The organism is Bifidobacterium margollesii (assembly GCF_002860355.1).
GTDB lineage: Bacteria > Actinomycetota > Actinomycetes > Actinomycetales > Bifidobacteriaceae > Galliscardovia > Galliscardovia margollesii.
On the sequence record NZ_NMWU01000021.1, the window covers coordinates 133,398 to 158,659 of the forward strand.

Consider the following 25,262-nt stretch of genomic DNA (forward strand, 5'->3'; position numbering starts at 1 on the left):
GCATCGTGCCGTCACCGTGGATGCGACTTGTAATTCGTCGCCTGCGCCATCACCCTGTCGAACACTTCCTCATTCCATTCCGGCGGATAACCGTTTTTGTAGAGCAAAACGGTCAAATCCATGTCCAGTTCGCTTTTGATGTCGTCACGTACCTTGACCAGGATGTCGTAGAACGCTTTTTCCTCATAGGTAAGACCAAGCGACTCGAACGACTGCCTGTCCTTGTCGAGATCCTTCAACAGATCAAGCGGCTGATCGGACAAATCGTTGACGAAGTCGGAAACCGTGTCGCTGACGAACTGCAGATTGTCGCGAGTGTTATAGGCATCCACGATCTTCTGGAGGCGTTCGTCAAACTCCACGGCCTTGACATTATTGGTCCGCTTGTAGTCGCGTATGCTCCGCTGCGACAGTTTGAGCAGGGCGTTGAACTTAGTGATAGGCAGTTTGATCTTCGCGAGGTTCTGGGCGAATTCCTCGCTGAAGATATTGCCGCCATCGGGCAACTGTTGGGCAATCACCACGTTTTCGACTCCGGTACAGGAGATCACCTGTCTGACCATGTCCTCGACCACGGCGTTCATGGTGCCGGCGTCAGGCGCATCACCGATTGTCTGCTTGTGGGTGACGGAGCGAATTGCAAGATGGAACTGTACGGTCGCCGTTTCCGTATCCGTCAGTTCACCGGACGGCGCGCAGTTCACTTCCTAGCCATGCTCCCCCATATTTTTCCTGTCCGTCTTCTTGTGCGTCCGATTTGGGCCAACAGATAATTCTAAAAGACGCCGACGATATGGCACCCGGAACCGGAAGGGAATACGCCGTCGGCCGTACCGCACATCGTTTCAGGACAAGTGACGGGGCAGATCGCGTCTCGCGTAGACGACCCTCGCAACGGTAACGGTTGCGGCCTGCTCGTCAACCCAATAGAAGACCCCGTAATTGCCGACCATGACCCGGCGATACTCATGACGAAGAGGACGAATCGGCATGTAGGAGGGATGCGAATACGGGAATTCGGCCAGATTCTCGATTGCCGCATTCAGTCCCGACATGAGATCTTCGGCCGCATGAGGACTATGCAGTTCGCCTGCGATATATGAAACCGCACCGCTCATGTCACCCACGGCCTTGGGGAGAATCTCGACCTTATATGCGGCCCTACGCACGCGACGCACCATCGATCGCGGCACGCATGGCGGCCAATGCCTCCTTCGGGCTGAACCGGGTTCCCGTGGCCTCGGCCTCACGCTCCCCCTCCAGCAGCATGTCGTACACATGACTGTCGAGACGAAGACTCTCGTACGCCTCCATGCTAAGCACCACCATGTCTCCGAACCCGTTCTTCGTAAGGAATACAGGTTCGCCCGTCTCATGCACGATGCGGGACACATCCGCGAAATTGTTGCGAAGATCCGACACAGGACGAATTGTTGTATTGGCCACGATAACCACCTCCAATCCAGAATTTAGCATGATTATGCTAAATTCTGGAATCACAATCATCGATGCCGTCGTCTCGCCTGATATGACCGATCACCCGATATCACCGCCTCGCCGCCTGCGGCAGAAGAGCACGGACATGACGAAGCCGACGGCCGCAAGCGCGATCATCGCCGTCCGGAACAGGCTCGTTTCTCAGTGCGGATTGTAGTATGAGACCCATTCACGCCGCAGGCCGCGTTTCCCGCCGTGACAGCATGCCCACGTACCAGGCTGCGGGCAGCGTGAGCAGGCCGCCGGCGATGAACACCCATGAGATCGGGATCACGTCGGCGAGCGGCGCGAACACCAGCATGCCGAGCGGCATCGCGAACGTGGCGAACGTGGTGTCGAGGCCGAACACGCGGCCGGTCATCAATTCGTCGGATTCGGATTGCATGATCGTGCGCATCGGGCCGACACACGCCGCGGCGGCCACGCCGGTCAGCAGGTCGGCGACGAGATACGCGAGCAGATTCGGCGCGACGCCCAGTCCGACGACCGTGACGCCGACCATTGCTATGCCGAACGCCGCCATGCGCATCTGCGCGCGACTGCTTCGCAGAAGCTTCGCCCCGAACACGGACATGAGCGCGCCGCCGAGCAGCATGCCGAAGCTCAGGCCGAGTTCGTTGGCGGCGAGCTTGTCGGACGCGGTGGTGAGGTTCACGAATCCCAGATTCAGGTCGATGCCCTCGTATTCCCGGGTCATGAGCAGCAGTGTCAGGTTCATGGGGGCGACGGCCATGAAGCATACGAGCGCGTCGCCCAGGATCACGCCCCGCAGGTACGGATGCCCCATCGCGTAGACGAATCCGTCCCTCAGGTCGACGAGAGTGCCGCGGATGGAGACCGCGAACGTGCGCGATCCGACGGACTCCTTAGACCGATCGGACACGGCCTGCTTCCGCGCTTTCTCCGGAACGCGGATCAATGCGACGAAGCCGACACCGATGACCGCCGTGGTCACGTCGACGAGCAGAATCGCCCACAGGGGGATTAGGTTGACGAGTACGGCGGCGATCGCCGGGGCGACGATCATGTTCGCCGAGTTGATGACGCCGTAGACCGAGTTGACACGCAGCAGCTTGTCGGACGGCGTCACGTCGGGGATGAACGATTGGACCGCGGGCATCTGCACGCCGCCGCCCGAGGAACGGATGAACAGCACCACGAAGATCACCGTCAGGTTCGCCCAACCGACGGCGAAGCTCACCGACAGCGCGATGGTGACGGCCGCGATGATGAGATCGGGCAGCATGATGAGCGTCTTGCGGTTGTACCGGTCGGCCATGGAACCGCCGAAGATGGAGACGACGCCCTGCGGCATCACGCCGAACAGCGTGGCCAGCAGCATGGCCCATCCTGTCTTCCATTCCAATGCGATCCACCACCATATGGCGTATTGGACGATGCTGGAGCCGAGCAGCGAGAACGCCTGGCCGGCGAGCAGCAGCGCGACGCGGCGCATCCAGTCCTTCTCGTTGGGGTCCGGCGCGACCGTCGTTCGGTTTTCCGGCCGCTCGCAGGCGTTGATGTTCATGGACGTGTTGGTGGTCATACCTGTGTTCTTGCTTTCCTTGATCACAGACGCGGATCCGGTTCCCGCGGGAACAAGGGAACAAGAGAGAACGGGACGGGAGATTCCCTCCCGATACGGACGACGCGACTGTCTGACGGATCGATGAATGACTGCGGTTCGCCCGGAGCGCCTTGGGGATGGTTCGCCCAAGGTCCGGGACCGGGATGCATACGGGTTTCAGTACCCGGATCTCAGCGCCCGAATCTACCCGGCAGACCACCGGTCTGCGGGCACACGGTCATCATGAAAGCACACATGGCGGTTCATACTAGCCGAACACGACGACGCGGTCGATGACGGCACTCGGTAGCGGTAGATTGGATGACGTATCAAGCAGATCAAGGCAGGGAGGCATAGGATGAAGTATTTCACCACCGACACGCATTTCGGACATCCGCTGGTCAGCGTATTGCGCGGCTTCACCACCTTCGATCCCGACCGCACCCACTACGGCGAGATACTCGCCGCCCACGGCCGAAAAGCGGCCGAGGACTGGGCGAAGGGCGTCGTGACCGATGATTCCCGACTCAGCTTCCGCAAGGCTGCGGACACGGACGCGCACGACGAGGCGATCATCGCGAACATCAACCGCATGGTCGACGAGGAGGATGAGCTGTGGATTCTGGGAGACATCGGATTCCGCACGTCCGTCAAGCATCTGAAGGACTGTCTGAGGCGCTTGCGGTGCCGGCACCTGCACGCGATCATCGGCAACCATGACGACTGGTGGCTGGACAACAGGCCGACCCGCAACCTGTTCGAATCGATCGAGCCGAACGGCGAGGTCGCACTCAGGGGTCTTGACTCCTCACGGCCGGACACGACGGAGCCAGTGCATCTTTCGCACTTTCCGTATCGCGAGGATCTCGCCTTCGGCTGGCCGGACGACGCCGTGCGCTTCCACGATCAGGCATTGCCGTTCGACGGATCCCATCGGCTTCTATACGGGCACACGCATCAGCTTTCCCCCGAGGGTGCACGCCCCGAAGCACTCAACGTGGGCCTCGACGCTTGGGATCTCGAACCGGTGAGCGAGGCACGCGTCGCCGCATGGTTCCACGACCATGCACAGGGTTCGGGAGCGGAAAGGGACCGGTGACCCATGGCAAAGCTCATCATTCTTCGTGGACTTCCCGCTTCGGGCAAGTCCACATGGGCGCGAGCCTGGGCCGAAGACCCGTCGAACACGCGGCCGCACTGCGTGGTCTCACTGGATGCGATCCGACTGATGGTAGCCGGCTCGGCAGCGAACCGCGATCGGATGAAGACGCGGAACGGCAAGCGCTTCGAAGCCATGGTCGTCGCGATGGGACGGCATATGATCGCCGACGCGCTGGACGCCGGATGGGACGTCGTGGCGGATGCGCAGCATGCGAATCCCCGGTACGCCGTCGATTTGGCCCGTCTCGCCCGGGAACACTGCGCGATATGGGAGACGAAGGACTTCGACGTGCCATTGGACGAGCTGCTGCGACGCAACGCGGCGCGCTCCGAATCCGACCGCGTTCCGGACGACTACATCCGCGCCTCGTGGGAAAGGTTCCATGGCGTGATGTTCCGTCCGTTGGAGCCGGGAGACCCAAACGGGAACCTGCTGGAGCGCATGCGGGCCGACCCGTACGTGCGCGTCATACCGGTACGCGGCGAAGCGGACGTGTTCGCCTGTAACTTCACGCCGGAGGCGTTCCGCGAGCATCGGTGGACGGATCGCACGATCAACGCGAGAGGATTGTTCGTGGACGGATCCGGCAGGGTCGTGCAACGGGGATTCGAGAAGTTCTTCGCCGTGGACGAGACCGAGGAGACGACGTTCAGCCGAGTGGTCGGGCATGCGCGGGAGCATCCCGAATCACTGCCGGTCCGCGTGGAACGCAAGGAGAACGGGTTCCTCGGACTGGTGGGAGCGGCCGATTCGGCCGGTGTGTTCCGCTTCTGGTCCAAATCCGGAATGACCGACTACTCCCCGCTGATCGAACGGTTGTTCCCCGCCGACGACGATGCGCGCACCTCGTTGTGGCACATGCTGCGCGAATGGAACGTCACTGCGGCGTTCGAGGTGATCGACCGGGAGTCGGACCGGCATATCGTCGGATACGATCGCTCCGAACTTCGACTGCTGCATCTCATCCGCAACGCGGAACGCTTCTCCATCGATTACGACCATGAAGAGGAATTCGCCCGCATCGGAGGGTTCGCACGACCGAAGACGGTGCTTGTCGCGCATACGGCCGACGAGGTCGCACGGGCGATCCTGGATGCGAAGGCAAGCGTCCGCGAAGGCGTGGTGCTGTATTTCGCCGACGGCTGGATGGTGAAGGTGAAGTCGGACCGGTACAAGCTGGTCAAGGCGATACGGCCGATCCTGCAGCGCGTCCTGCTTCGGGGACGACCGTTCAACAGGACCGGCGAGGTCGCCGATCTGGCCCGCAGGATCATATCGTACGCCAGGGAACACGATATCGATCTGACGTATGAGCGGCAGGCGTTCGGCGAGCGCGACGTGGACATGACCAGAGTCAACGCCCTGCTCGATGCGCTGCGGTAGACGGTCATGCCTTGCGCAGCGACTCCAGCAAGCCGTCCTCGAACTGGCCGATGACACCGTCCGCCAGCAGACCATAACAGCGCCGTGAGGGATGAAAGTGGTCGTACGCCCAGAAATCGTCGTCCCGCAATCCGGTGTCGTAATGGGTCATGTCGACGAACTGGACCCGCTTGCCCTCGCATATCGACCGGCTGATTGCGGTCTGCCGGTCGGTCATGGTCAGCACGGCCTTGCGCAGTGTTCTTCCCAACGCCGGGGAGCGGTACACCTGTCCCGAGCTGATGACCACGACGTGGTCACATTTCGTACGGGCCTCGTCGATTGCTGCGCCGAGGTCCTCCCGCCATTCCGCCTCGCTGCGTCGTGCCATAAGATCGTTCGATCCGGCGCACAGAACCAGTAGGTCGGGTTGACCCTCCACCTGCGGCAGCAGACGGAATCGCACACGGCGCATGGTGGCACCAAGACGGCCGTAGGCGCGCCAATGCACCGGTCGGTCGATGACATCGGCGAGAGATCGGGCCATGTCGGGCACCAGCCCGTCGGACTGTCGTTCGACGCCGCATCCGACCGTCAGCGAGTCTCCGACAACGGCCATGTCGAGCGGTCTCGTGGGTTCCGACGCCATCGTCGCAGTGGAGTCCGACGGCCGTATGGTCCCCCAGCGCTCCCCCTCGGGTTCCGACGCCAGATGTACGGTGCGGCGGGCCGCCACGGCTTCGATGAGCGCCACGGATCTTTCCCACCATGCCAGCCTCGATGATCCGAACGTCTCCGACAATGCAATCCCCTCCCGCGCACGGTATTCCGGTGTTCCGGATGTGCCGAATAGGACATGGAACACACTGTCACCGACTATATCGGCGGGCGCTCCGGCAGGCAATGCACAAACTGCATCCATTCGTCGTTTCTTCCGGTCTGCGGTATGCCGACGCTATTCGCCTGTTTGAAGATCATGCGAAGACCGGAAGAATGGAACGGTCAGTCGAACACCACGGTCCAGTCGGGGTCACGCCGGGCGTCGAAGCACATGGCGATCTGTTCGGCCGTGTTCTTCTGCCTGGCGAGCTCAGGAATCCCGTCCAGCGGGAAGTATCCGGATCGGATCGTTTCGATGTTCGGTTCGAACCGTCCGCCGACCGCCGTGCACAGTACGAAGATCTTGCAGATGCCGTACGCGTAGGGCGGCACGTTGTGCTTGTTGCGGTCCTGTATGGCGATGATACGGTCGGCGGTCACGTCGAGGCCGGACTCCTCCCTGGCCTCCTTGACGGTGTTCTCGCGCACCGACTGGTTGACGTCCACCCATCCGCCCGGCAGCGACCATGTGCCGTCGTTCTCCTGAACGAGGAGTATGCGGTCGTCCCTGAAGATTGCGGCGCGCGTATCGATCTTGGGCGTCTGGTAGCCGGTTTCGTTGCAGAACAGGTCCTTCACCTTGCGCAACGGCAGGTCGGCCTGCGCGGCGAGCATCTCGGCGGCGATGTCGCGGATTCGCTGGTAGCGTTCCCTGTCGTACATGTTCTCGCCGTAGGTCAGCCCGGCCTGTGCGAGGCTCTGCAGTTCCACGGCCCAGTCCAGCATCGGGCCGTACGGCCGCCCGTCGTCGGCGCTGGCCTCCTCGTTCCCTTCGTGGTTCATGATGCTCCTTTCCGTATTGCTCTGTGTGATTGCTCTGTGGAGTCATTGCTCCGCGGGGTTCGCGGATGTTCGGCATGTCTTCGGGAAGGCTATCGCACCGATGTGAAGAAGAATCGAGGGAACGGGAAGATGATGCTGCCGTCGGACTGCGTGGGATACTCCTCGCGAACGCGTTCGTACACCTGACGTTCGAAGGCCTGCCGCTCGGCGTCATCGGCGAGCGCCTGAAGATATGGCCGCAGCCCGGTGCCCCGATACCAGTCCATGATCGCCTGATGCGAGGGTAGCACATGTAGGTAGGTGGTCTTCCACATGCGGAACTCCGATACGAGTTCGCAGGCGTGCAGCAGCTCCCAGTATTCGGGCGGGGTGAGGTTGAAGAACTCGCGCCGCTGAGGCAGGCGGTCGACGTATCGCGGCGAGTGGACGATGTCGGCGATGATGCGGTGGATCGGCTCCTCGTAGTTCATCGGCGTCTGCACGGCGAGCATGCCGCCTTCGTGCAGCAGGCCCATCATGGCGGGGATGAGCCGTCGGTGGTCCGGAACCCATTGGATGCAGGCGTTGGAGAACACGACGTCGAAGTCGTGCGGCAGCGCGTCGAGCTGTTCGCTGCGCGAGACGTCGCACAATGCGAATGCGATGTCCGGGTGGGCGGCGCGCGCGGCTTCGATCATCTCGGGAGAGCTATCGACGCCGAGGATGTATGCGTACGGGTACCGTTCGCGCAGCACGGCGGTGCTGTTGCCGGGCCCGCAGCCGATGTCGAGCACGCGACGGACCGTGCCGTCGTCGGCCGGCAGCTGCATCGCCAGATCGCGTGACGGCTGCGTGCGTTCGGTCCTGAAGCGCAGATACTGTTCCGAATCCCATGTGACCATGCAATCCACGATAACCATGAGATGCGGTAGGTCATTGGCGTGCATTCGTATGTCGGTATGCCGGCATTCCATTTGCTTGACTGCCCATCATTGACGTATCTATAGTTGATAGCAAGATGATTGATAGGAGTTTGATGATGACTACGGCAACTGTTTCGGCAAGCGTCGACATCAATACGAAGACCATAGCCAATGCCTACATCAAAGAGGCCGGCCTGACCCCCAACGAACTCATCCGGCGACTGTGGGAAAGCATCGCCAACACCGGAGTGGTGCCTGAATTCACCGACTCGGACAACATGCGCCGACAGGCGCGGCTGCAAGCCTACGAGAAGACGCAGCACCTGATCGCCGAACTGCCGCACGGCACGGCACTCGACACCATGAGCTACGAGGAGATGCGTAAGGAGCTAGAGAACCGTGCCATCTAGACTGCTGCTCGATACAAACGTGCTCATCGACTACGCGGTCGAGGGACGCCCGGAACACGCTTCAGCCGATCGTTTGATGAGGAAAATCGCCGTTTCCGACGTGCTCGGGTATACGACGTCCGGCTCACTGAAGGACTTCTACTACTTATGCCGCAAACCATTGGGGGAACCGGGATGCCGGGAACTCATCAAACAGTTCCTCATTCTTCTGACGGTACTTCCAGTAGGACAGGAGGAATGCAGGGATTCAGCCTATTCGAACGAACCGGACTTTGAAGACGGTCTGATCCGTGCTGCCGCGGAAAAGAACGACATGGGTTTCATCATCACCCGTGATTCCGGAGCGTTCTCGCGCTCCCCCATAAAATCCTTGACCGCTGCACGATACCTGCATCTGTTCGGCTAGATTCCGCTCATCTTTACAGGCAGTCGCAAATCCACTTGTTCTCCTATTGCTATTCGTTCAGGAACGACCCCGCCTTCGCCTCGTCGCTGCGGTAGGCCTTGCCGTATTCGTCGATGAGGCCGTGGAACTCCTTGAGATCGGCGACGGTCAGGGATGTGGCGAGCACGATCGGATTGACCGCCTTGTGGAATGCGGGGTAGCCGGCAGGCACCCGGTAGCCGAGAAACGCGAACAGTCGGCGTGCGTAGGTGTCGGCGATGAACGCGCGACGGTCGAACACGTAGAGCAGCAGGTCGTCGGCGGTCTCGCCGCCGATGCCGAACGGTCGCAGCAGCTCCTTGCGCAACGTATCGTCGTCGATACCGGCCGCCCCCTCGGGTCGCGCACCGCACCGTTCGACATACCATCGGCTCACCTCGCGCAGCGCGCGTGACTTGTTGCGGTAGAAGCCGGACGGGCGGATCAGCTCCTGCAACAGTTCGCCGTCCGCTCCGGCAATCGCGTGCGGGTCGAGCATTCCGGCGGCCTTCAACGCGTCGATGGATCGGGCGGCGTTGGCCCATGCCGCGTTCTGCGTAAGCACCGCGCCGACCATGATCTCGTACACGTTGTCGGCGGGCCACCAGCCGGTCGGCCCCATCTCCTGCAGCATCGTGCGGTACAGTGCCTCGATCGTCTCCGACTTGGGCAGGCCGTCATGCCTCGTCATGTCAGGCAATGCCGAGCTCCCGTTCCAGCCATCGGCGTTCCGCCGCGATCTCCGCGTCGTGGATCTCGGTGATGGCGATGCGGTACCGGTCGGTCAGGTCGGCGTTATCGATCGGCCCCTCACCGTCACTGTACATGCGATACACGTCCGAGTTCAACAGGTCGAGACGCCGGCGCAGCACGGCATTGCGATCGGCCTCGTCCGGCACGACGGACAGGAACGACATGACGACCGACCATTTGGTGATGTCGGACACCATGTAGCCGTCGGCGTTTTTCAGTTCCTCGATCAACGCCTCGCGGCCTGCGGGTTCGAGACGGAACTCCCGCAGACGGCGGCCGTTGACGACGCTGAACGACTCCCCCAGAAGCCCAAGCCTGACGAATTTGCCGGTGACGGAATGCAGTGTGCCGTCACTGAACGGGCGCGCGTAGCCGAACAGCCGTTCCATCTTCTTCTTCAGACGATAGCCGCACAGTGGCTCTTCGGCCAGAAAGCCCAATGTCATGATCTCCACGATGTTCATATCCACCACTATAGCTCAGTTTGAAATATCTCAAGACGACACGCCGCAGGGTCGCGCCATCGAAAGTCACACAAAACCCAAGCGCCCCAACGGTTCGACTCCAGTCACACAACCCGTGTTGAGATATTTCAAGTTGAAATATCTCAGTGGGAAATGTAGGTTTGTCGTCAACGCGGAAGCGGCGGGACGAAAGGCGACAGCCCGAAGAACCGAAGCGACGCGGTAACAGACATGACATCAACCATCAGGAGGAACCATCATGAGCAACATCACCATCTTCGGCGCAGGCAACATCGGATCCGCAGTCGCAGGACTGGCCGTCAAGTCCGGCGCGAACGTGCAGGTCATCGATCGCAACCCCGACAAGGCCGCCGCCGCGGCCGAAGGCGTCACCGGAAGCAAGTTCGGCGAGCCCATCACCGGCGACATCGTCGTCCTGGCCCTGCCGTTCCCCGCCTACGAGGACGTGCTCGCCACCTACGCCGGCCAGCTCGCCGGCAGGACCGTGGTCGACCCGTCCAACCCGATCGACTTCACCACCTTCAACCTCGCCCTGCCGGAAGGATCCCAGTCCGCCGCCGAATACCTCGCCGCCAAGCTGCCGGACAGCACGATCGTCAAGGCGTTCAATACCACGTTCGCCGCCACGCTCGCCTCCGGCGAGACCGACGGCGCCCCCACCGTGGTCCAGCTCGCCGCCGATGACGCGGACGCCAAGAACGCCGTCAAGACGTTCATCGAGGACGCCGGCCTCAAGACCGTGGACGCCGGCGCGCTCAAGCGCGCCCAGTACCTCGAAGGCTACGGCGCACTGCAGATCATCCTCGGCGTCACCGAACAGACCCCGTGGACCGCAGGCTTCAAGGTCGTCAAGTAATCGTCAGCCAACATAGGAAGACCCGTCGTGACGTCTCGCAAGAAACAATCGCGCGGATGCCACGACGGGCCTTCCGCATTCGTCCGACTCCGGCATCAGCGCGACAAGAGCGATGAATGGATGATAATGGAAGCGGCATCGGATGAACCACTCGATGACGACGCCGGAGAAGGCCTCCGAAAACGATTCACGAAACCGAAAGGACGACGATCATGAAGAAGACACTGGTACTGGTGTTCCACCCGGACCTCGACGGCCAGTCGCACGCCAACAAGGCGCTCGCACAGGCCGCCGCCGAACTGCCCGACGTCACCGTGCGCGACGAGTACGCGATCTATCCCGGCGGCGCGATCGACGCGGCCGCCGAGCAGCGGCTCGTCGAGGAGCATGACCGCATCGTACTGCAGTTCCCGCTGTATTGGTACTCATCCCCCGCACTGCTCAAGGAATGGGAGGACAAGGTCCTCGCCTACGGCTGGGCGTACGGCCCCAACGGAGAGGCGCTGAACGGCAAGGAGATCATGGTCGCCACCACCGCAGGCGGCGCCACAAGCGAATATCGAACGGAGAACGGCGGCGCCACCATGGATGAGGTGCTCTCTCCATACCGGATGACGGCACGGTACACGAACGCCGTCTGGCATCAACCGTTCGTCCTCTTCAACGCCATGGAACTCGACGACGCCGCGCTCGCCGAAGCCGCCGCCCGCTACCGCGAAGCACTGCTCGCCTAACGGCAAGATCGCCGATACCGGTCGCCGGGCGTACCCGAATCAGCCGTCCCCCGCAGAGCGCAGAAGCCTCATGCAGCATGAGGTATGGCATGCTGCTTCAAAGTAGTCAAAGGTAGTCAATTTCATCGATCATTCCAGCGCAGCAGTTCGAACGCAAGCACGTAGGCCAGCAGCACGGCGGAGGCGAGGAACACAGCACGCAGGGCGAGCATGAGATTCGGCAGGAACGTGGCGACGACGCCGAACACGGCCACGCCGATCGCACCGCCAACCTGACGGAACGTGTTGAACATGGCTGACGCGATGCCGGCCTGCGCGGGATCCACGCTTTTGAGCACTACACCGGCGGCGGCCGGCGTAGTGATGGCGGCTCCGAAACCGACGACGCTCAGCCCCGCGGCCACGACCCATACGGGAATCGGAGCAGGTGCGAGGAATTCGACCACGAAACCGGCGATCATGATCGACACGCCTAGGGTGATGGAGAACTTCGAGCCGCGCGCGGTGATGATGCGTCCACCGGCGATATTGCCAATGATGGTCACGAACGCGGACGGTACGAACACGAGGCCGGCGGTAAACGCTCCCATGTGCAGCTGGTTCTGCAGGAACATCGTGCAGATGAACACCATGCCGTACCAGTTGAAGATCATGATGAAGCCGATCTGCAACGCCACCTGCATGCCCCGGATACGGAACAGGTTCAGCGGCATCATCGGTACGGGGACCCTGCTCTGCGAAAACAGGAACCCGGCAAGCGACATGATGCCGACGACGAGCAGCACAAGCGTGGTCGGTCGGAAAAGACCGAGCGAACCGATCTGGATGATGCCGGCGACGAGCGCGGTCAGCCCGATAAGCGCCAGCATCTGGCCGAGCCCGTCGAATCGGATGGGTCGGGACGGAGAGACGGTGATCTTCGTCGAGACGACCAGAATCATCAGGCAGAACGGCACGTTGATGGCGAAGACGAGACTCCAGTGGATCGGCGTGAGCAGGCCGCCAAGCAGTGGGCCGACGGCGGATGCGGACGCGCCGCCAGCACCCCACAGAGCCAGCGCCCATGCACGTCGCCTCGGATTCGGATTGGCCTCATTGATGAGCGCCATCGACGCCGGCAGCAGCAAAGCAGAAGCAACGCCGAGAACGCAACGACCGGCGACGAGCGCGGTCATCGACCATGAAATGGAGCAGAACAGCGAGGCCGCGGCAAACAACCAGGTCCCAATGACGAACACATGTCTGGCGCCGAACCGGTCGGCCAGACTGCCCGAGAGGAGCAGCAATGCCGCGAACAGCAACGTGTAGCCGTCGACGACCCATTGCCGTACGACCATGTCGCCGCCGAGATCAGCGGCGATGGTCGGCAGCGCCACGTTGACGACGAGCACGTCCATGCCGGCAAGAAACGAGGCGATCGCCGAAGCGAGCGTGGTGAGAGTGGATGACAGGCGGCTCGCACGGTCGCTTCGGTGCGTATGGTCGACGTCGGTGCGGCTCACCCGTCCTTCTCCCGATCCTGCGCCCGTATCCGCATCATCGGTCATTCTGGCGAAATCAGTCATGATTCCCTGAGATCAATCCTTGTTCCGTATATCCATTTGGTTATCGCAGTAGCCATGATATTCTCAAGAGCAGCCGGAATACGAGAGCTTATGAATGATTAAGGTTCATAATGCATGATCTAAAAGTTCACAGCAATATCGCCGATTTCATCGGTGGGAGCCAAACGAGGATGAGAAGCCCCGATTCATGACCGGAAAATCACCGTCGCATCATGACCACGCAACGCAAAACGAAAGGAGCACCGATGTACGACAGGCGTCTCGACGCGATTCTCGCGGCGGCGGAGCTGGGCAGTTTCAGCCAGGCGGCGGCACGTCTGCATCTTTCCACGCCGGCGCTCATCAAGCAGGTCACCGGATTCGAACGAGAACACCGGATCACGCTGTTCCACCGAAGCCGCGGCGGCGTCAGCCTCACCACGGCCGGTGTGGCGCTGGTCTCCGACGCCTACGACATCATCGAGGAGTCGAAACATGCACTGCGGCATGCTCGCCGTCTTGCGGAAGATGGAGCGAGCATCCGCATCGGAGTCTCCCTGCTGCGCCCGGCCACAGCTCTGCTGAATCTGTGGCCGCGGCTGGCACCGGCCATGGCCGCGCATCACCCGCCGATCCGCCTCGAACTGGTGCCGCTGTCGGACGCACCGGACGGCTTCCTCCACGCAATCGACCATCTGGGGGACAGCGTGGATGCCGTGGTCACCGGCTTCTCCCGCGGCAGCTGGCATCATCCCTGTCAGACGCTGCAATTGGCCGAGTACCAGCTATGCATGGGGGTTCCGCTGTCCAATCCGATGGCGCACCGGACCCGTCTCACCATCGGCGATCTTGCGGGCCAGCGGGTGCATCTGCCGCCGATCGGCGAAGGAGACGCCATGGATGAGGCCCGCGCTCGTCTCGCCAAGCAAGGAGACGTCACGCTCATCGATATGAAACGATACGAGTTCGATGTATTCAACGAATGCGCGCAATCCGGCGACCTGATACTGGCGAAGAGCATCTGGAGCAACCTTCACCCATCGATCCGCCTGATTCCGATGGATTGGGACATCACGGTGCCATACGGGTTGTTGTATGCGCGGCGACCGACACCTATCGTCCGCGATTTCGTGTCCTCCCTCGCCAATCTCACGACCGGGGCATAAGACGTCGACGGCAACAGGCATCGATCGACGTCCGTATCTAGTCGGCCGTCACGGAACCGTCGTGCAGATAGGATTCGCATGCCTGTTCGCAGTAATCCCAGATCCTGCGCTCCCCCTCCTCGGAAACCCATTTGGTGTCGATGCGCTTGGGTCTGCGATTGCCCCAGAATTCGCCGGATACCCCCTCCACAGTCGGTGATGCGGCCATGAGCACGCTGGTTCGCGCACCGTGGCGTGCGGTGCGCATGAACGGCAGCCATAGGATGAGCAGCGGCAGCATGAACGGCGTCTTTGTCAGGGAGTCGCGCTGCAGCGCGGTGAGGGCGGCCCCGGGCTCCACGGTGTTCACGGTGACATTGGTGATGCCCGAGGCCTTGAGTCGGGCGTCGAACCGACGCATGAGCCACCAGACGTACAGTTTCGAAAACGCATAGGCGCGAACCATCGTGTAGTGATGTTCGAGCTCGATGTCGTCGAGCATCGGCAGACCTGCCTGACGGTATGATTCGCTGGAAACGGTGACGATGCGCGCCGAAGGACTGCGTTCGAGCAGCGGCAGCAGCAGGCTCGTCAGCAGGAAGGGCTGCAGCGTATTGATGGCGAACGTCCGCTCGTGGCCTTCCTCCGTTACTTCGCGGTCGCCACCGAACTGTCCGCCGGCGTTGTTGACGAGCACGTCGAGCCTGTCGTAGCGGGATCGCATCTCGGCTGCGAACCGCGAGACCTCGCTCATCAGCGACAGGTCGGCGACGTGAGCGTGGACGTCGTGGTTGCCGGATCGTTCGACCACCCATTCCCGGGCCTGCCGGGTTTTGCCGGGGTTTCTGCCGTGCATGATGACGACATGCCCTTGTTCGGCGAGCGCAAGTGCGGTCTGCTTGCCGATGCCGCCGGACGCGCCGGTGATGAGAATTGTTCTGCGATTCGGATCGCCCATGCCGATCCTTCCGAATATCAATGAAAAAAAAACACCGTTCGGTGTAACATGTGTGACATCATTGACGATAACGGGTTCCGTTGGATCTCGGCAAGGCGCGGGACCTCGGACATGACAGAAGCGGGAGGATTGTGACATGGCACTCGACGATCGGCGTTTGGCCACCCTGCATCGCAACAACGAGGAGTCCAACGCCTTCGTGCGCGAATGCATCGAAGGCGCGCTTGTTCAGCTTATGGAGACCCGCTCATTCGAGTCGATCACCGTTTCCGACATCGCCCGCCGCGCCGGGGTCTCGCGCAACGCCTACTACCGCAACTACGGATCCAAGGAGGCGATTCTCGACGACTATCTGCGTGGTCTGATCGAGACGATCGACGAGACGATGGTCGTCTACGACCCACTGACGCAGACCCGTGAATCCTGGATCGCGCTGCTCGGCGCGGTTCGTCGCATCGCCGCAAAGTACCGCCTGCTGTTGGATGCCGGGCATGGGGAGCGCATCGTCGACGCCATGCATGCGAACATGAACCGCGGGGCGACGGACGACCGGCCGGGACCGAGGTACGCCAGCCGCTTCTGGGCCGGCGCGATCTGCTCGGTACTGGAACAGTGGGTCCGGGACGGCATGGTCCTGCCGGAGGAGGAGCTGGCCGACGTCATGACCGATCTCATGCATCGAGGGGTCGCCGCCATCCCCGACTACGGCACGGGCTGCGCAGCGGATCGATCCTCGTGACGCCGGGTGCCGGGGAACGATCCGTCTCCGGCAGCATCAGGCATCCTCCGGCGGACCGACAGACGGATCAATCCCGCAGTCCGAGTTCCGCCACCCAATCGGCGAGTTCACGCTCCCCCACGTTCGCGGAGAGACGACGGCCGGGAATCCAGTTCGCGCTCGGCGCGGAATCATGCAGCTGCACGCCGTCGGCGCCGCGCACACTCGACCCGGAGGTTGCGAATGTGACAACGGTCCTGCCTGTCCAGTCCACGCTTTCGAGGAAGGTACGGACCACCCGCGGAGCGGTCTCCCACCACAGCGGGTAGCCGACGAACACGACGTCGTAGGGCGTCACGTCGATCGGTTCGGCGAGCGCGGGCCGGATGGATCGGTCACGATGCTCGACGCTTGATCTGCTGGATTGATCGCGCCAGTCGATGTCGGCGGCGGTATACGGTTCCGCAGGCATGATCCGTTTCAGCTCCGCATCGGCGGCCTTCGCGAGCCGTTCGGCCACTTGGCGTGTGGTGCACGTCGCCGAGAAATACGTGACAAGGATTCGCTTGGTCATATGAGACGTCCTTTCGTTTGCGGTATGCATCGTCATTCATCGGATGGCATTGCCACCGGTCTGCAGATGCTTGACCTTGGTGACGATGTCGGCGTTCTCCTCGAGCAACCGTCTCGCGTCGTCCTCGCGCCCTTCGGCCACTGCGCGCCAGTAGAGCGTTTTGAACGAAACGTAGGCCTGTTGCATGCGGATGGCTTCGGCCCTGGCTGCGAGCCGCAGCGCCTGGGCGTCGAGCAGCTCCATCTGGCGGACGGCGCCCTCCTCGCCATCGGCTGCGTTGGCGAGGTATTCACGCATCGCGTCCAACGGCATGCCCGTGGCGGAAAGGCACGCGATGGTGTCGAGCCGTTCGAGGTCTGCGTCCGAGTAGGCGCGGTGCCCGGAGCTCGGATCGCGTGCGATCGGGGGGATGATGCCGATCTGCTCGTAGTATCGCAAGGTGGATTCCGGCAGTCCGGAGGCCAGGGAGGCCTCGCGGATGGTGTGCCATGCGGTTGCGGTGTTCATATCGCTCATATTTCCATGAATCTAGGAACTTCAAGCGCTTGAAGTCAAGAACGCCGGTCGGATTCCATGAACCGGCGCATGTCATCTCGCGCCTGCGCCCAGAAGCATGGAGAGATCCTCCCAATCGAGGCCGATGTCCCTGGCACGCCCGTAGAACAGTCGAAGCAGTCCCGGGAAGTCGGGATGATACCCTTTCGGTCCGAATATGCCGGCGAGCGCGTTTCGCGTGCGCTTGGTGTCCGGACGTCGGGCCTCGTAGATCGCGATCGCGCACGGCCGCCACGCTCCTCGAACCCTGGCGATGCGGTTGACGATCACTCCGCCATGCGCGCCATCGTATTTGGCCGCATCCGGTGCGGAGAGCAGCTCGTATTCCCCGCCGTGCATCAGGTCCTCCACCTTCATGCGGGACCGTACCGCTTCGGCGTCGGTGATCCAGAACACGGAGACGAAATTGGTGGAGTCCATTTCACGCATGTCGTCCAGCTGCGCGGCATTGATGCGATCGCAGTCATACAGTCGTTTCGCGGTCGCCAGATACGGGGATTCGCCGGGCTCCTTCCCGCGACGCATCCGGAACCGAGGAGCCCCATCAACGTCATCGGCGTCGGTTGACGAAGGATCAACGGCGCAGTCGAATGCCAGCCAGTCGCAGAACGACCATTCGATCATGCGCAGCATCGCCTCGGGATGCTTCTTGAACGGGTTCATGTTCACCGCCCGGTAGAATCGCCGTCTTGCGTCGGCGTATCCATCCGGATCGCAGCGGCGGAACAGGTCGGCCACGTCGAAGGTGTCCAGCATCGTTCCGCCGGAGTTCTCCGCACTCTCCATCGTCGTCACCATGATTCACTCCCAACTTCCTTGTGGTTCGCGCGGCACCGATGCGCCGCACCTCCCGCGGGCCCCGATGGCCGCGGGTGAGCCACACTCTAGAAGCCGTGATCCCGCACGGCAACCGATCGGTTCGGAAATGTGGATAACAGGGCGCCGGCCACGTTCGACCATCGGAAATGTGGATAAGTCGGGTCTCGATACGGCGTTGTGGACGGTTTCATGCATATCCACATCCTCATGGCCATCCGTCCGATATGGGATGTCGGCCGAACTGCGGATCAGTGAAGATACCGGCCGGTGATGCTGGCCGGGCAGGCCGCGAGATCGGCGGGCGTACCGACGGCGACGATGCGGCCGCCGGATTCCCCTCCTCCCGGCCCCATGTCGATGATGTGATCGGCGTTGGCGATGACGTCGAGATCATGCTCGATGACGACGACCGTGGCTCCGGCCTCGATCAGACGGTCGAATACGCCGAGCAGCACGCGAACGTCGAGCGGGTGCAGTCCGATGGTGGGCTCGTCGAACACGAACACCGCGTCGGACTGCGCCCGCCCCATTTCGCTGGCCAGTTTGAGACGCTGGGCCTCTCCGCCGGACAATGCCGGCGTTGGTTCACCGAGCGTCAGATATCCAAGACCCAGATCGTGCAGGGTTTCGAGCCGCGTGTGAATCCGTTTCAGATCGACGGTTTCCACGAGCGCCTCATCCACGCTCATCGCCATGAACTGCGGTAGGGTCAGCGGTCGGCCGGATCCGTCGCGCCCCGAACGACGATGGATGCGACCGGCCTCCGGCGAATACCGGCTGCCATGGCAGTCGGGGCATTCGATCTCCACGTCGGGCAGGAACTGCACGTCGAGCGATATCGATCCCGTGCCGTCGCAGGTGGGGCAGCGCAGCCGACCGGTGTTGTAGGAGAAATCACCCGCCTTGAATCCGGCCTTGTTGGCTTCCTCTCCGCGAGCGAACGCGCGCCGCAGTTCGTCGTGGATGCCGGCGTAGGTGGCGACGGTCGATCGTACGTTCGCGCCGATCGGAGTGGCGTCGATGAGGTTCGTCCGGCGGATGCCGTCGGTTTCGATGTGACGCACATGCCGCGGCGGCGTCTCCCCCGCGGCCGCGGCATGCAGGGCGGGGATCAGCGATTCCAGCACCATCGTCGTCTTTCCGGAGCCCGAGACGCCGGTTACGACGGTGAGCCGGCCCTTCGGGATCTCCACGGTCAGCGGTTTGACGGTATGCAACGCGTCGGTCGTCATGCGGATCCGGCCATGCTCGAACACGTCGGCGTTCCCGATGGCCGGACGCACACGCGACGGCGCGGTCTCCTTCAGGAACGGCGCGATGCGGCTGCCGACCGTCCGCTCGACGTCGTCCACCGTGCCCTGCGCGATCACATGACCGCCGTCCGCGCCTGCGACCGGCCCCATCTCGACGAGATGGTCGGCCGCCTTGAGCACGCGCACGTCATGGTCGACCACCACCACGGAATTGCCGTCGGAGACCAGATCGCGCATCACGCCGAGCAGCCCGTCCACGTTCGCCGGATGCAGGCCGATCGACGGCTCGTCAAGCACGTACAGCACGCCGGTCGTACGGTTGCGAACGGCGCGGGCGAGCTGCACGCGCTGACGTTCGCCGGTCGAAAGCGTGGCGCCGGCACGGTCGAGCGCGAGATATCCGAGGCCGAGCTCGAGCAGTCGTCCGGCCACGTCGAGGAACGATTCGCCGATGTTCGTGGCCATCGGCCGCATGTCCGGGGGCAGGGTCCCCGGCACGGACCGCACCCAGTCCACGGCGTCGTCCAAGGTCATGGCGGTCGCCTGCGCAAGGTTCAGCCCATCGACCATCGGGGCACGCGCTGCCGCGGACAGTCGTGTGCCGCCGCAATCGGAGCACGGCCGCTCCACAAGAAACCGTGCCACGCGTTTGAGGCCCTTCTCGTCCTTGGCCTTGGCGAGCGCGTTCTCCACCGTGTAGACGGCGTTGTAGTAGGTGAAGTCGAGTTCGGCGAAGTCGTCGCCCTTCTTCGGCCTGTAGAGGATGTGCTTCTTGACGGCCGGCCCGTTGAACACGATGTCGCGTTCCCGATCGGTCAGCTCGCGGAACGGCACGCTGGTACGCACGCCCATCGCGCCGCACACCTGCTTCATGAGATCCCACATGAGTGATCCCCATGGCAGCACGGCGCCGTCGTCGATGGATTTCGATTCGTCGGGCACCAGAGCCGCGCGGTTCACCTCACGCATGATGCCCGTACCGGAGCAGGTGGGGCATGCGCCGGCCGAGTTGAAGGCGAGGCTTTCGGCTCCGGGACCGTGGAACTCCCGCCCGCAGGCGGAGCAGACGATGGGAAGCTCCGCGGCGACGTTGAGGCTGGGCACGTTTCTGGCCCCGCAATGCGGACAGACATGCGAGCCGACGCGGGAAAACAGCAGGCGAAGGCTGTTGAGCAGCTCGCTCATCGTACCGAACGTGGATCGCACGCCGGGCACGTTCGGCCGCTGATGCAGGGCGAGCGCGGCCGGTATGTGCAGCACCTCGTCCACCTGTGCCCGACCCTCCTGAGTGAGTCGCCGACGCGTGTACGTGGAGAGTGCCTCCAGATACCGGCGCGAGCCTTCCGCATAGAGCACGCCCAGCGCCAGCGAGGATTTCCCGGAGCCGGAGACGCCGGCGACGCCGACCATCCTACCCAGTGGAATGTTGATGTCGATGTTCTTGAGATTGTGCACGCGAGCACCGCGCACCTCGATCGCGTCGAGCGCGTCCGTCCTCCCTCCGTCCTTCCCCTCGATCATCGGGTGTCGTCCTCCCGGTTCGGACCCTCACCGATCTTGCCGCCAAGCAGGGCCTTGTAGTCTTCTCCCCACTGCCACATGGCGTCGATCACGGTTTCGAGGCTGTGGCCGGTTTCGGTGAGCGTGTATTCGACCCGGGGAGGCACTTCGGCGTACACCTTACGGTTCACCAGTCCGTCCGCCTCCATGTCGCGCAGATTCGACGTAAGCACCTTCTGAGAGATGTTGCCCACCGATCTTCTCAGCTCTCCGAACCTCTTGGTGCCGTCCAGCAGATCACGCACGATGAGGATCTTCCACTTGTCATTGATCAGCATCAGCGTCGTCTCGACCGGACACGCCGGCAGTTCACTCAGTTTCGGCATTCACGACTCCTGTTTTTCGTTGAAAACGCACAATGGTTCCGTTTTGGTAACTATGGCACTTCTAGGTGCCTTCTTCCATTTCGGGATGTACTTCAATATCGTACTGTCATACCGATGCGGACACAACCCCGGCATCGGCATGACCGAAACGACCATGAAGGAGAGCCAACCATGACATCAATCGCAGTGATCGCCGCCAACGGCAAGGCCGGCAGCCGGATCGTCGAGGAGGCCGCGAACCGGGGCCTCGACGTCACCGCCGTGGTGCGCGGTGAGAACCGGACGAAGGCGAAGCGCGTGATTTCCAAGGATCTGTTCGATCTGACCGGTGAGGATCTTTCCGGATTCGACGTCGTCGTCGACGCCTTCGGCGCATGGACCGAAGAAACCCTGCCTCAGCACTCCACCACGCTGAAGCATCTGGCGGACGTGCTGTCCGGCACCGAAACCAGACTGCTGGTCGTCGGCGGCGCGGGCAGCCTGTACGTGAACCCCGAGCACACGGTTCAGCTCAACCAGACCGAAGGATTCCCCGACGCCTATCAGCCCGTCGCCACCGCCATGGGACGATCCCTAGCCGAACTACGTGAGCGCAGCGACGTGAATTGGACGTACATCTCCCCCGCGGCCGATTTCCGGCCGGACGGCGAGCGCACCGGCAGCTATGTGCTCGCCGGCGAGGAGTTCACCACCGACGAGCACGGCATCAGTGCGATCAGCTACGCGGACTACGCCATCGCCGTGGTCGATGTGGCCACCGGCGCGAACGGAACCGGCTCCCACAATCGCGAGCGCATCTCCGTTCGCTGGTAGGAACGCCGAAGTCGGCCGCGCCGCGCCGGCTACGCGACACGGCCCATCGTCAGAAGCGGATGAGCGACTTGATGACCTTGCGCCGGTCCATGGCCTCGTAGGCGTCCTGAATGTGGTCGAGATCGTATTCGGCGGTGAACACGCGGCCGGGGTTGATCTCGTGGTTCAGCACGGCGTCGAGCAGACCGGAGTCGATGTCGTAGTGTCGTACCGGAGCCGGGCCGCCCTTGATGCCGACGTTGGCGTAGAACGTGCCTTCGGCGCTGATCTCCACGTCATGCGGCAGACCGACGCGACCGATGACGCCGCCACGGCGAACCAGTCCGATGGCGGTGTCGAACGACTGCCTGGAGCCCACGCATTCGAGCACGGCGTCGGCGCCGTAGCCGTCGGTCATGGCGAGCACCTTGTCGACGGCGGCCTGATCGCGTTCGGGGACGATGTCGGTGGCACCGAATTCGCGGGCGAGCGCGGCACGGTCGTCGTGGCGGCTCATGGCGATGATGCGACTGGCGCCGAGCATCTTCGCGGAGATCACGCCGCACAGGCCGACGGCGCCGTCTCCCATCACCACGGCGGTGCCGCCGGGCCTGACCTCGGCGGACACGGCTGCGTGGTAGCCGGTGGACATCACGTCGGCGATGGTCAGCAGCGAGGCGAGCGTGGCGTCGTCGTAGTCTTCGGGAGCGCCGGGCACCAACACGCATGTGCCGTCGGCCTCGGGCACGCGCACGTATTCGGACTGGCTGGCGCCGAAGTAGCCACCGTGGGGGCATACCGATTCGAAACCGGCCTTGCATACCGGGCAGGTGCCGCAGCTGTACGGGAACGGCAGCACCACGAAATCACCGGGCTTCACGGATTCGACGGCCGGGCCGACCTCTTCGACCACGCCTATGGCTTCGTGGCCGATCTGACTGTTCGCGGCGTGCGGGGAGAGCCCGCGGAAATACCATAGGTCGGAACCGCAGACGCAGGCGCGCACCACACGCACCACGGCATCGTCATCGGCTTCGAGCCGGGCCTTCGGCAGCTCCCTGACGGCCATCACACCGGGCTGTTCGAACACGGCGGCCTTCATCGTTTCGGTCATGGGTTCCTCCTTCATCGGATGGTTGCAGCATGATTTGCGGTTGACCGTTATCACGGTAGATGCTTCGAGCGCTCGAAGTACAACGACGACACTCCGGCGTCGGGGTCCTAGGCTTCCGACGCGTTCCGGGCCGCTACCGCATCGTCGATGCAGCGCAGCGCGTTGAGCGAACGCGGATAGCCGATGTACGGCAGACATGCGGAGACCACGGCGATGAGGAAATCCCTGTCGTTGCCGACGTGGAGGTTGGCTCCCACATGGGCGACGAGCTGCGGTTCGACCCCGCCCTGGGCGGCCAGATAGCAGAACGTGATCATCTCGCGCTGCGCGTCGTCCAACCCCCTGCGCGTGTAGTAGTCGCCGAAGCAGTTCGCGGCGAGCCAGCGGTTGATGTGCCGGCGGTCGGCCGGACCGGAATCCGGAAAGTCCCGCATATGCTCGCCGAAGATCGCCACCTGTCTGTCGGTGCCGCCGGCGAGTCTCGATTCCTCGGTCGGCTCGGTCGTGGCCTGCGACGGCAACGGCAGTTCCACTCCCCTTGATGCGAGCACTTCGTTGACCACGTCGAAGAACGACCGCGCCCGTCCCATGCCGAGATAATCCACCGCCTGATACACGATCTCCTTGGCCTCTACGGCGGAGACCCCCATGTTCAGCGCCGCAGGCAGCGTCTCGCGAAACTCGGCCACCCCCTGGCATCCGAGCAGCGTAGCGAGGATCGCCATGAATCTGGTGCGGTCGTCCAGTCGCCCGGAACCGCCCGTACGTTCGATCACCTCGTCGAAGGCGAAATTGCAGTACCGTTCCATGAATTCCGGATCGGTCCGTTCGAGCGAGGCTCCGAAGGGTTCCGCCCCGCCGGACATCCGTTCGCGATATCGGCGGGCGGGTTCGGTGATCCGCGGCCGGTACGGCGATTCCTCGTATGACTGTTCCATGATGCCTGCTCCCATCTTCCGTTTCGCGGGACGATCTCGACGCCCCTACGATAGGAGCACGGCGAGGAGACGGCAAATGTCGAGACGGCCGACGATTCCATGCGGATCATGCATGATCAGATCCGGCGATCCTCCTCCTGCTCCACTACGCCCTTCAGCGTTTCGAGGAACGCGGCGGCCGCAGGGGGCAATGGCAGCCCGTTCCTCCACGCGATGCTCAGCTTGGCCCTCATCGGCGGATCGAGCGGCCGGAAGCACAGATCGTTACCCTCCGACTCGTCCACCATGCCGCCGAATCCCAGCGCACACCCATATCCCTCCTGGACGAAGCAGCTGGCGTTGTAGGAAAGGTTCATCGTCCCCACGATGTCGAGATGGACGCCTTCGGAGCCGAACCATCCCGAGAGGTCCCTCCGCTCCAAGGCCCCCTGAGGCATGATGATCGGCACGCCGCGCAGATCCTCCGCACGGACGGCGCTGTTCGACGCCAGCGGATCATCGGGGCGCATCAGCACGCCCATCTCATCGCCGCCCGGCAGCGGCAGATGGTCGAAACGACCCATGTCGATGGGCTGCACCAGCACGCCGAAGTCGGCAAGCCCGTTGTTCAGCCGCTCCACGATGTTCGCACCGTAATCGTCATGCAAACGGACTCGGATGCCCGGATACCGTCGTCGAACCCGAACCGCAGCCCTTCCCACGATGCGCATGACCGCGCTCTGCGCGGCGGCGATGTGCACGTCCCCGCCGATCCCGTCCGTGGAGGAGATCTCGACCTTGGCGCGGTCCGCGAGCTCCACGATCTCCCCCGCACGGCGGTATAGCAGCCGTCCTTCGTCGGTGAGCCCGAACGCACGGCCGCGATTGCCCCGCACGAACAGCGTGGCGCCCATCTCCCGTTCAAGATCCTTCATCTGACGGGAAAGCGTCGGCTGGCTGATCCTCAGCATCTCGGCCGCCGCGGTGACCCCCGACTCACGCACCACCATGATGAAATTGCGCAGCACCCGAATATCCACGACGCACGCCTCCTGATTCACGGAACGATGCCGCTGATCGATTCCCTATGCCGTCCATACGGTTTTGCTATGCGATTCTATTCGATCTCGACATTTGCGACGCCGGCCAGCGGTTTCTACGCTGATCACCAGT

Annotated in this window: 28 protein-coding genes; 9 read left to right on the plus strand and 19 right to left on the minus strand. The window is 62.8% G+C overall.

All coding sequences use genetic code 11. From position 1 onward, the window contains the following. Positions 1 to 11: 11 nt before the first annotated feature. From Uis1B_RS06515 to Uis1B_RS06530, 4 genes are all read right to left on the minus strand, one after another. The gene (locus Uis1B_RS06515) at positions 12 to 704 is read right to left on the minus strand and encodes a type I restriction enzyme endonuclease domain-containing protein (RefSeq protein ID WP_101616655.1); all 693 of its coding nucleotides are present in this window, start codon (positions 702 to 704) and stop codon (positions 12 to 14) included. 141 nt (positions 705 to 845) lie between these two features. Further along, positions 846 to 1,169 (minus strand): type II toxin-antitoxin system RelE/ParE family toxin, encoded by a 324-nt coding sequence (locus Uis1B_RS06520; protein WP_207763389.1) that lies wholly within the window; start codon positions 1,167 to 1,169, stop codon positions 846 to 848. Further along, positions 1,162 to 1,446 (minus strand): type II toxin-antitoxin system Phd/YefM family antitoxin, encoded by a 285-nt coding sequence (locus tag Uis1B_RS06525; RefSeq protein ID WP_243390284.1) that lies wholly within the window; start codon positions 1,444 to 1,446, stop codon positions 1,162 to 1,164. Before Uis1B_RS06525 ends, Uis1B_RS06520 begins: the two co-directional genes overlap by 8 nt. A gap of 220 nt (positions 1,447 to 1,666) precedes the next feature. Continuing rightward, positions 1,667 to 2,953, minus strand: a complete 1,287-nt coding sequence (locus Uis1B_RS06530; protein WP_243390291.1) for an MFS transporter — start codon at positions 2,951 to 2,953, stop codon at positions 1,667 to 1,669. A 469-nt stretch (positions 2,954 to 3,422) separates the two neighbouring features. Here Uis1B_RS06530 and Uis1B_RS06535 point away from each other — a divergent pair, with 469 nt between their 5' ends. Together Uis1B_RS06535 and Uis1B_RS06540 are read left to right on the plus strand one after the other, a co-directional pair. Then, positions 3,423 to 4,163: a metallophosphoesterase family protein gene (locus Uis1B_RS06535; RefSeq protein WP_101616659.1), complete on the plus strand. Its 741-nt coding sequence runs from the start codon at positions 3,423 to 3,425 to the stop codon at positions 4,161 to 4,163. Positions 4,164 to 4,166: 3 nt separating this feature from the next. Beyond that, positions 4,167 to 5,609, plus strand: coding sequence for an RNA ligase (locus Uis1B_RS06540; RefSeq protein ID WP_101616661.1), 1,443 nt, complete (start codon positions 4,167 to 4,169; stop codon positions 5,607 to 5,609). Positions 5,610 to 5,613: 4 nt separating this feature from the next. Here the strand turns inward: Uis1B_RS06540 and Uis1B_RS06545 are convergent, their stop codons facing one another. The 3 genes from Uis1B_RS06545 to Uis1B_RS06555 form a co-directional block, all read right to left on the minus strand. Further along, positions 5,614 to 6,342, minus strand: a complete 729-nt coding sequence (locus Uis1B_RS06545) for an SGNH/GDSL hydrolase family protein (protein WP_243390285.1) — start codon at positions 6,340 to 6,342, stop codon at positions 5,614 to 5,616. 248 nt (positions 6,343 to 6,590) lie between these two features. Beyond that, the gene (locus Uis1B_RS06550) at positions 6,591 to 7,250 is read right to left on the minus strand and encodes an NUDIX hydrolase N-terminal domain-containing protein (RefSeq protein WP_165782768.1); all 660 of its coding nucleotides are present in this window, start codon (positions 7,248 to 7,250) and stop codon (positions 6,591 to 6,593) included. A gap of 89 nt (positions 7,251 to 7,339) precedes the next feature. After that, positions 7,340 to 8,149 carry a methyltransferase domain-containing protein gene (locus tag Uis1B_RS06555; protein WP_243390286.1) on the minus strand — a complete coding sequence of 270 codons (810 nt, stop codon included), beginning with the start codon at positions 8,147 to 8,149 and terminating at the stop codon, positions 7,340 to 7,342. A 119-nt stretch (positions 8,150 to 8,268) separates the two neighbouring features. On the opposite strand from Uis1B_RS06555, the gene Uis1B_RS06560 reads away from it, so the two are divergent. Then, positions 8,269 to 8,562: a type II toxin-antitoxin system RelB/DinJ family antitoxin gene (locus Uis1B_RS06560; protein WP_165782769.1), complete on the plus strand. Its 294-nt coding sequence runs from the start codon at positions 8,269 to 8,271 to the stop codon at positions 8,560 to 8,562. Further along, complete coding sequence (locus Uis1B_RS06565; protein WP_101616667.1) at positions 8,552 to 8,968, plus strand: type II toxin-antitoxin system VapC family toxin; 417 nt, start codon at positions 8,552 to 8,554, stop codon at positions 8,966 to 8,968. Before Uis1B_RS06560 ends, Uis1B_RS06565 begins: the two co-directional genes overlap by 11 nt. A gap of 49 nt (positions 8,969 to 9,017) precedes the next feature. On the opposite strand, the gene Uis1B_RS06570 is transcribed toward Uis1B_RS06565, so the two are convergent. Continuing rightward, positions 9,018 to 9,677, minus strand: a complete 660-nt coding sequence (locus tag Uis1B_RS06570) for an endonuclease III domain-containing protein (RefSeq protein WP_101616669.1) — start codon at positions 9,675 to 9,677, stop codon at positions 9,018 to 9,020. Between the two features lies 1 nt (position 9,678). Beyond that, positions 9,679 to 10,203 carry a PadR family transcriptional regulator gene (locus Uis1B_RS06575; protein ID WP_101616741.1) on the minus strand — a complete coding sequence of 175 codons (525 nt, stop codon included), beginning with the start codon at positions 10,201 to 10,203 and terminating at the stop codon, positions 9,679 to 9,681. 259 nt (positions 10,204 to 10,462) lie between these two features. Between Uis1B_RS06575 and Uis1B_RS06580 the strand changes: the two genes are divergently transcribed. After that, positions 10,463 to 11,080 carry an NADPH-dependent F420 reductase gene (locus tag Uis1B_RS06580; RefSeq protein ID WP_101616670.1) on the plus strand — a complete coding sequence of 206 codons (618 nt, stop codon included), beginning with the start codon at positions 10,463 to 10,465 and terminating at the stop codon, positions 11,078 to 11,080. A 212-nt stretch (positions 11,081 to 11,292) separates the two neighbouring features. Continuing rightward, on the plus strand, positions 11,293 to 11,814 hold the full coding sequence (locus Uis1B_RS06585; protein WP_101616672.1) for an NAD(P)H-dependent oxidoreductase: 522 nt from the start codon (positions 11,293 to 11,295) through the stop codon (positions 11,812 to 11,814). Between the two features lie 122 nt (positions 11,815 to 11,936). On the opposite strand, the gene Uis1B_RS06590 is transcribed toward Uis1B_RS06585, so the two are convergent. After that, positions 11,937 to 13,379: an MFS transporter gene (locus tag Uis1B_RS06590; protein ID WP_243390287.1), complete on the minus strand. Its 1,443-nt coding sequence runs from the start codon at positions 13,377 to 13,379 to the stop codon at positions 11,937 to 11,939. Positions 13,380 to 13,624: 245 nt separating this feature from the next. Here Uis1B_RS06590 and Uis1B_RS06595 point away from each other — a divergent pair, with 245 nt between their 5' ends. Beyond that, a complete protein-coding gene (locus Uis1B_RS06595; RefSeq protein ID WP_165782770.1) occupies positions 13,625 to 14,524 on the plus strand; it encodes a LysR family transcriptional regulator in 900 nt (299 codons plus the stop codon). Positions 14,525 to 14,561: 37 nt separating this feature from the next. Here the strand turns inward: Uis1B_RS06595 and Uis1B_RS06600 are convergent, their stop codons facing one another. Further along, positions 14,562 to 15,461 (minus strand): SDR family NAD(P)-dependent oxidoreductase, encoded by a 900-nt coding sequence (locus Uis1B_RS06600; protein WP_101616677.1) that lies wholly within the window; start codon positions 15,459 to 15,461, stop codon positions 14,562 to 14,564. Positions 15,462 to 15,597: 136 nt separating this feature from the next. On the opposite strand from Uis1B_RS06600, the gene Uis1B_RS06605 reads away from it, so the two are divergent. Continuing rightward, positions 15,598 to 16,200, plus strand: a complete 603-nt coding sequence (locus tag Uis1B_RS06605) for a TetR/AcrR family transcriptional regulator (RefSeq protein ID WP_101616679.1) — start codon at positions 15,598 to 15,600, stop codon at positions 16,198 to 16,200. A 67-nt stretch (positions 16,201 to 16,267) separates the two neighbouring features. Here the strand turns inward: Uis1B_RS06605 and Uis1B_RS06610 are convergent, their stop codons facing one another. From Uis1B_RS06610 to Uis1B_RS06630, 5 genes are all read right to left on the minus strand, one after another. Continuing rightward, the gene (locus Uis1B_RS06610; protein ID WP_101616681.1) at positions 16,268 to 16,753 is read right to left on the minus strand and encodes a flavodoxin; all 486 of its coding nucleotides are present in this window, start codon (positions 16,751 to 16,753) and stop codon (positions 16,268 to 16,270) included. Positions 16,754 to 16,789: 36 nt separating this feature from the next. Next, entirely contained in the window at positions 16,790 to 17,260 is a 471-nt protein-coding gene (locus tag Uis1B_RS06615; protein WP_101616743.1) for a MerR family transcriptional regulator, read from the minus strand. Between the two features lie 81 nt (positions 17,261 to 17,341). Next, positions 17,342 to 18,106 carry a hypothetical protein gene (locus tag Uis1B_RS06620; RefSeq protein WP_243390288.1) on the minus strand — a complete coding sequence of 255 codons (765 nt, stop codon included), beginning with the start codon at positions 18,104 to 18,106 and terminating at the stop codon, positions 17,342 to 17,344. 269 nt (positions 18,107 to 18,375) lie between these two features. Next, positions 18,376 to 20,901, minus strand: a complete 2,526-nt coding sequence (locus tag Uis1B_RS06625; protein WP_101616683.1) for an excinuclease ABC subunit UvrA — start codon at positions 20,899 to 20,901, stop codon at positions 18,376 to 18,378. After that, positions 20,898 to 21,266 (minus strand): winged helix-turn-helix transcriptional regulator, encoded by a 369-nt coding sequence (locus Uis1B_RS06630; protein WP_101616684.1) that lies wholly within the window; start codon positions 21,264 to 21,266, stop codon positions 20,898 to 20,900. Before Uis1B_RS06630 ends, Uis1B_RS06625 begins: the two co-directional genes overlap by 4 nt. 171 nt (positions 21,267 to 21,437) lie before the next feature. Here Uis1B_RS06630 and Uis1B_RS06635 point away from each other — a divergent pair, with 171 nt between their 5' ends. Then, positions 21,438 to 22,079, plus strand: a complete 642-nt coding sequence (locus Uis1B_RS06635; protein WP_101616686.1) for an SDR family oxidoreductase — start codon at positions 21,438 to 21,440, stop codon at positions 22,077 to 22,079. Positions 22,080 to 22,128: 49 nt separating this feature from the next. Here the strand turns inward: Uis1B_RS06635 and Uis1B_RS06640 are convergent, their stop codons facing one another. The 3 genes from Uis1B_RS06640 to Uis1B_RS06650 all read right to left on the minus strand — a co-directional run bounded on the left by Uis1B_RS06640 (position 22,129) and on the right by Uis1B_RS06650 (position 25,129). Next, positions 22,129 to 23,172, minus strand: coding sequence for a zinc-dependent alcohol dehydrogenase family protein (locus Uis1B_RS06640; protein WP_101616687.1), 1,044 nt, complete (start codon positions 23,170 to 23,172; stop codon positions 22,129 to 22,131). Positions 23,173 to 23,279: 107 nt separating this feature from the next. Continuing rightward, a complete protein-coding gene (locus Uis1B_RS06645; protein WP_207763390.1) occupies positions 23,280 to 24,038 on the minus strand; it encodes a carboxymuconolactone decarboxylase family protein in 759 nt (252 codons plus the stop codon). A 188-nt stretch (positions 24,039 to 24,226) separates the two neighbouring features. Continuing rightward, entirely contained in the window at positions 24,227 to 25,129 is a 903-nt protein-coding gene (locus Uis1B_RS06650; RefSeq protein ID WP_101616749.1) for a LysR family transcriptional regulator, read from the minus strand. Positions 25,130 to 25,262 lie beyond the last annotated feature (133 nt).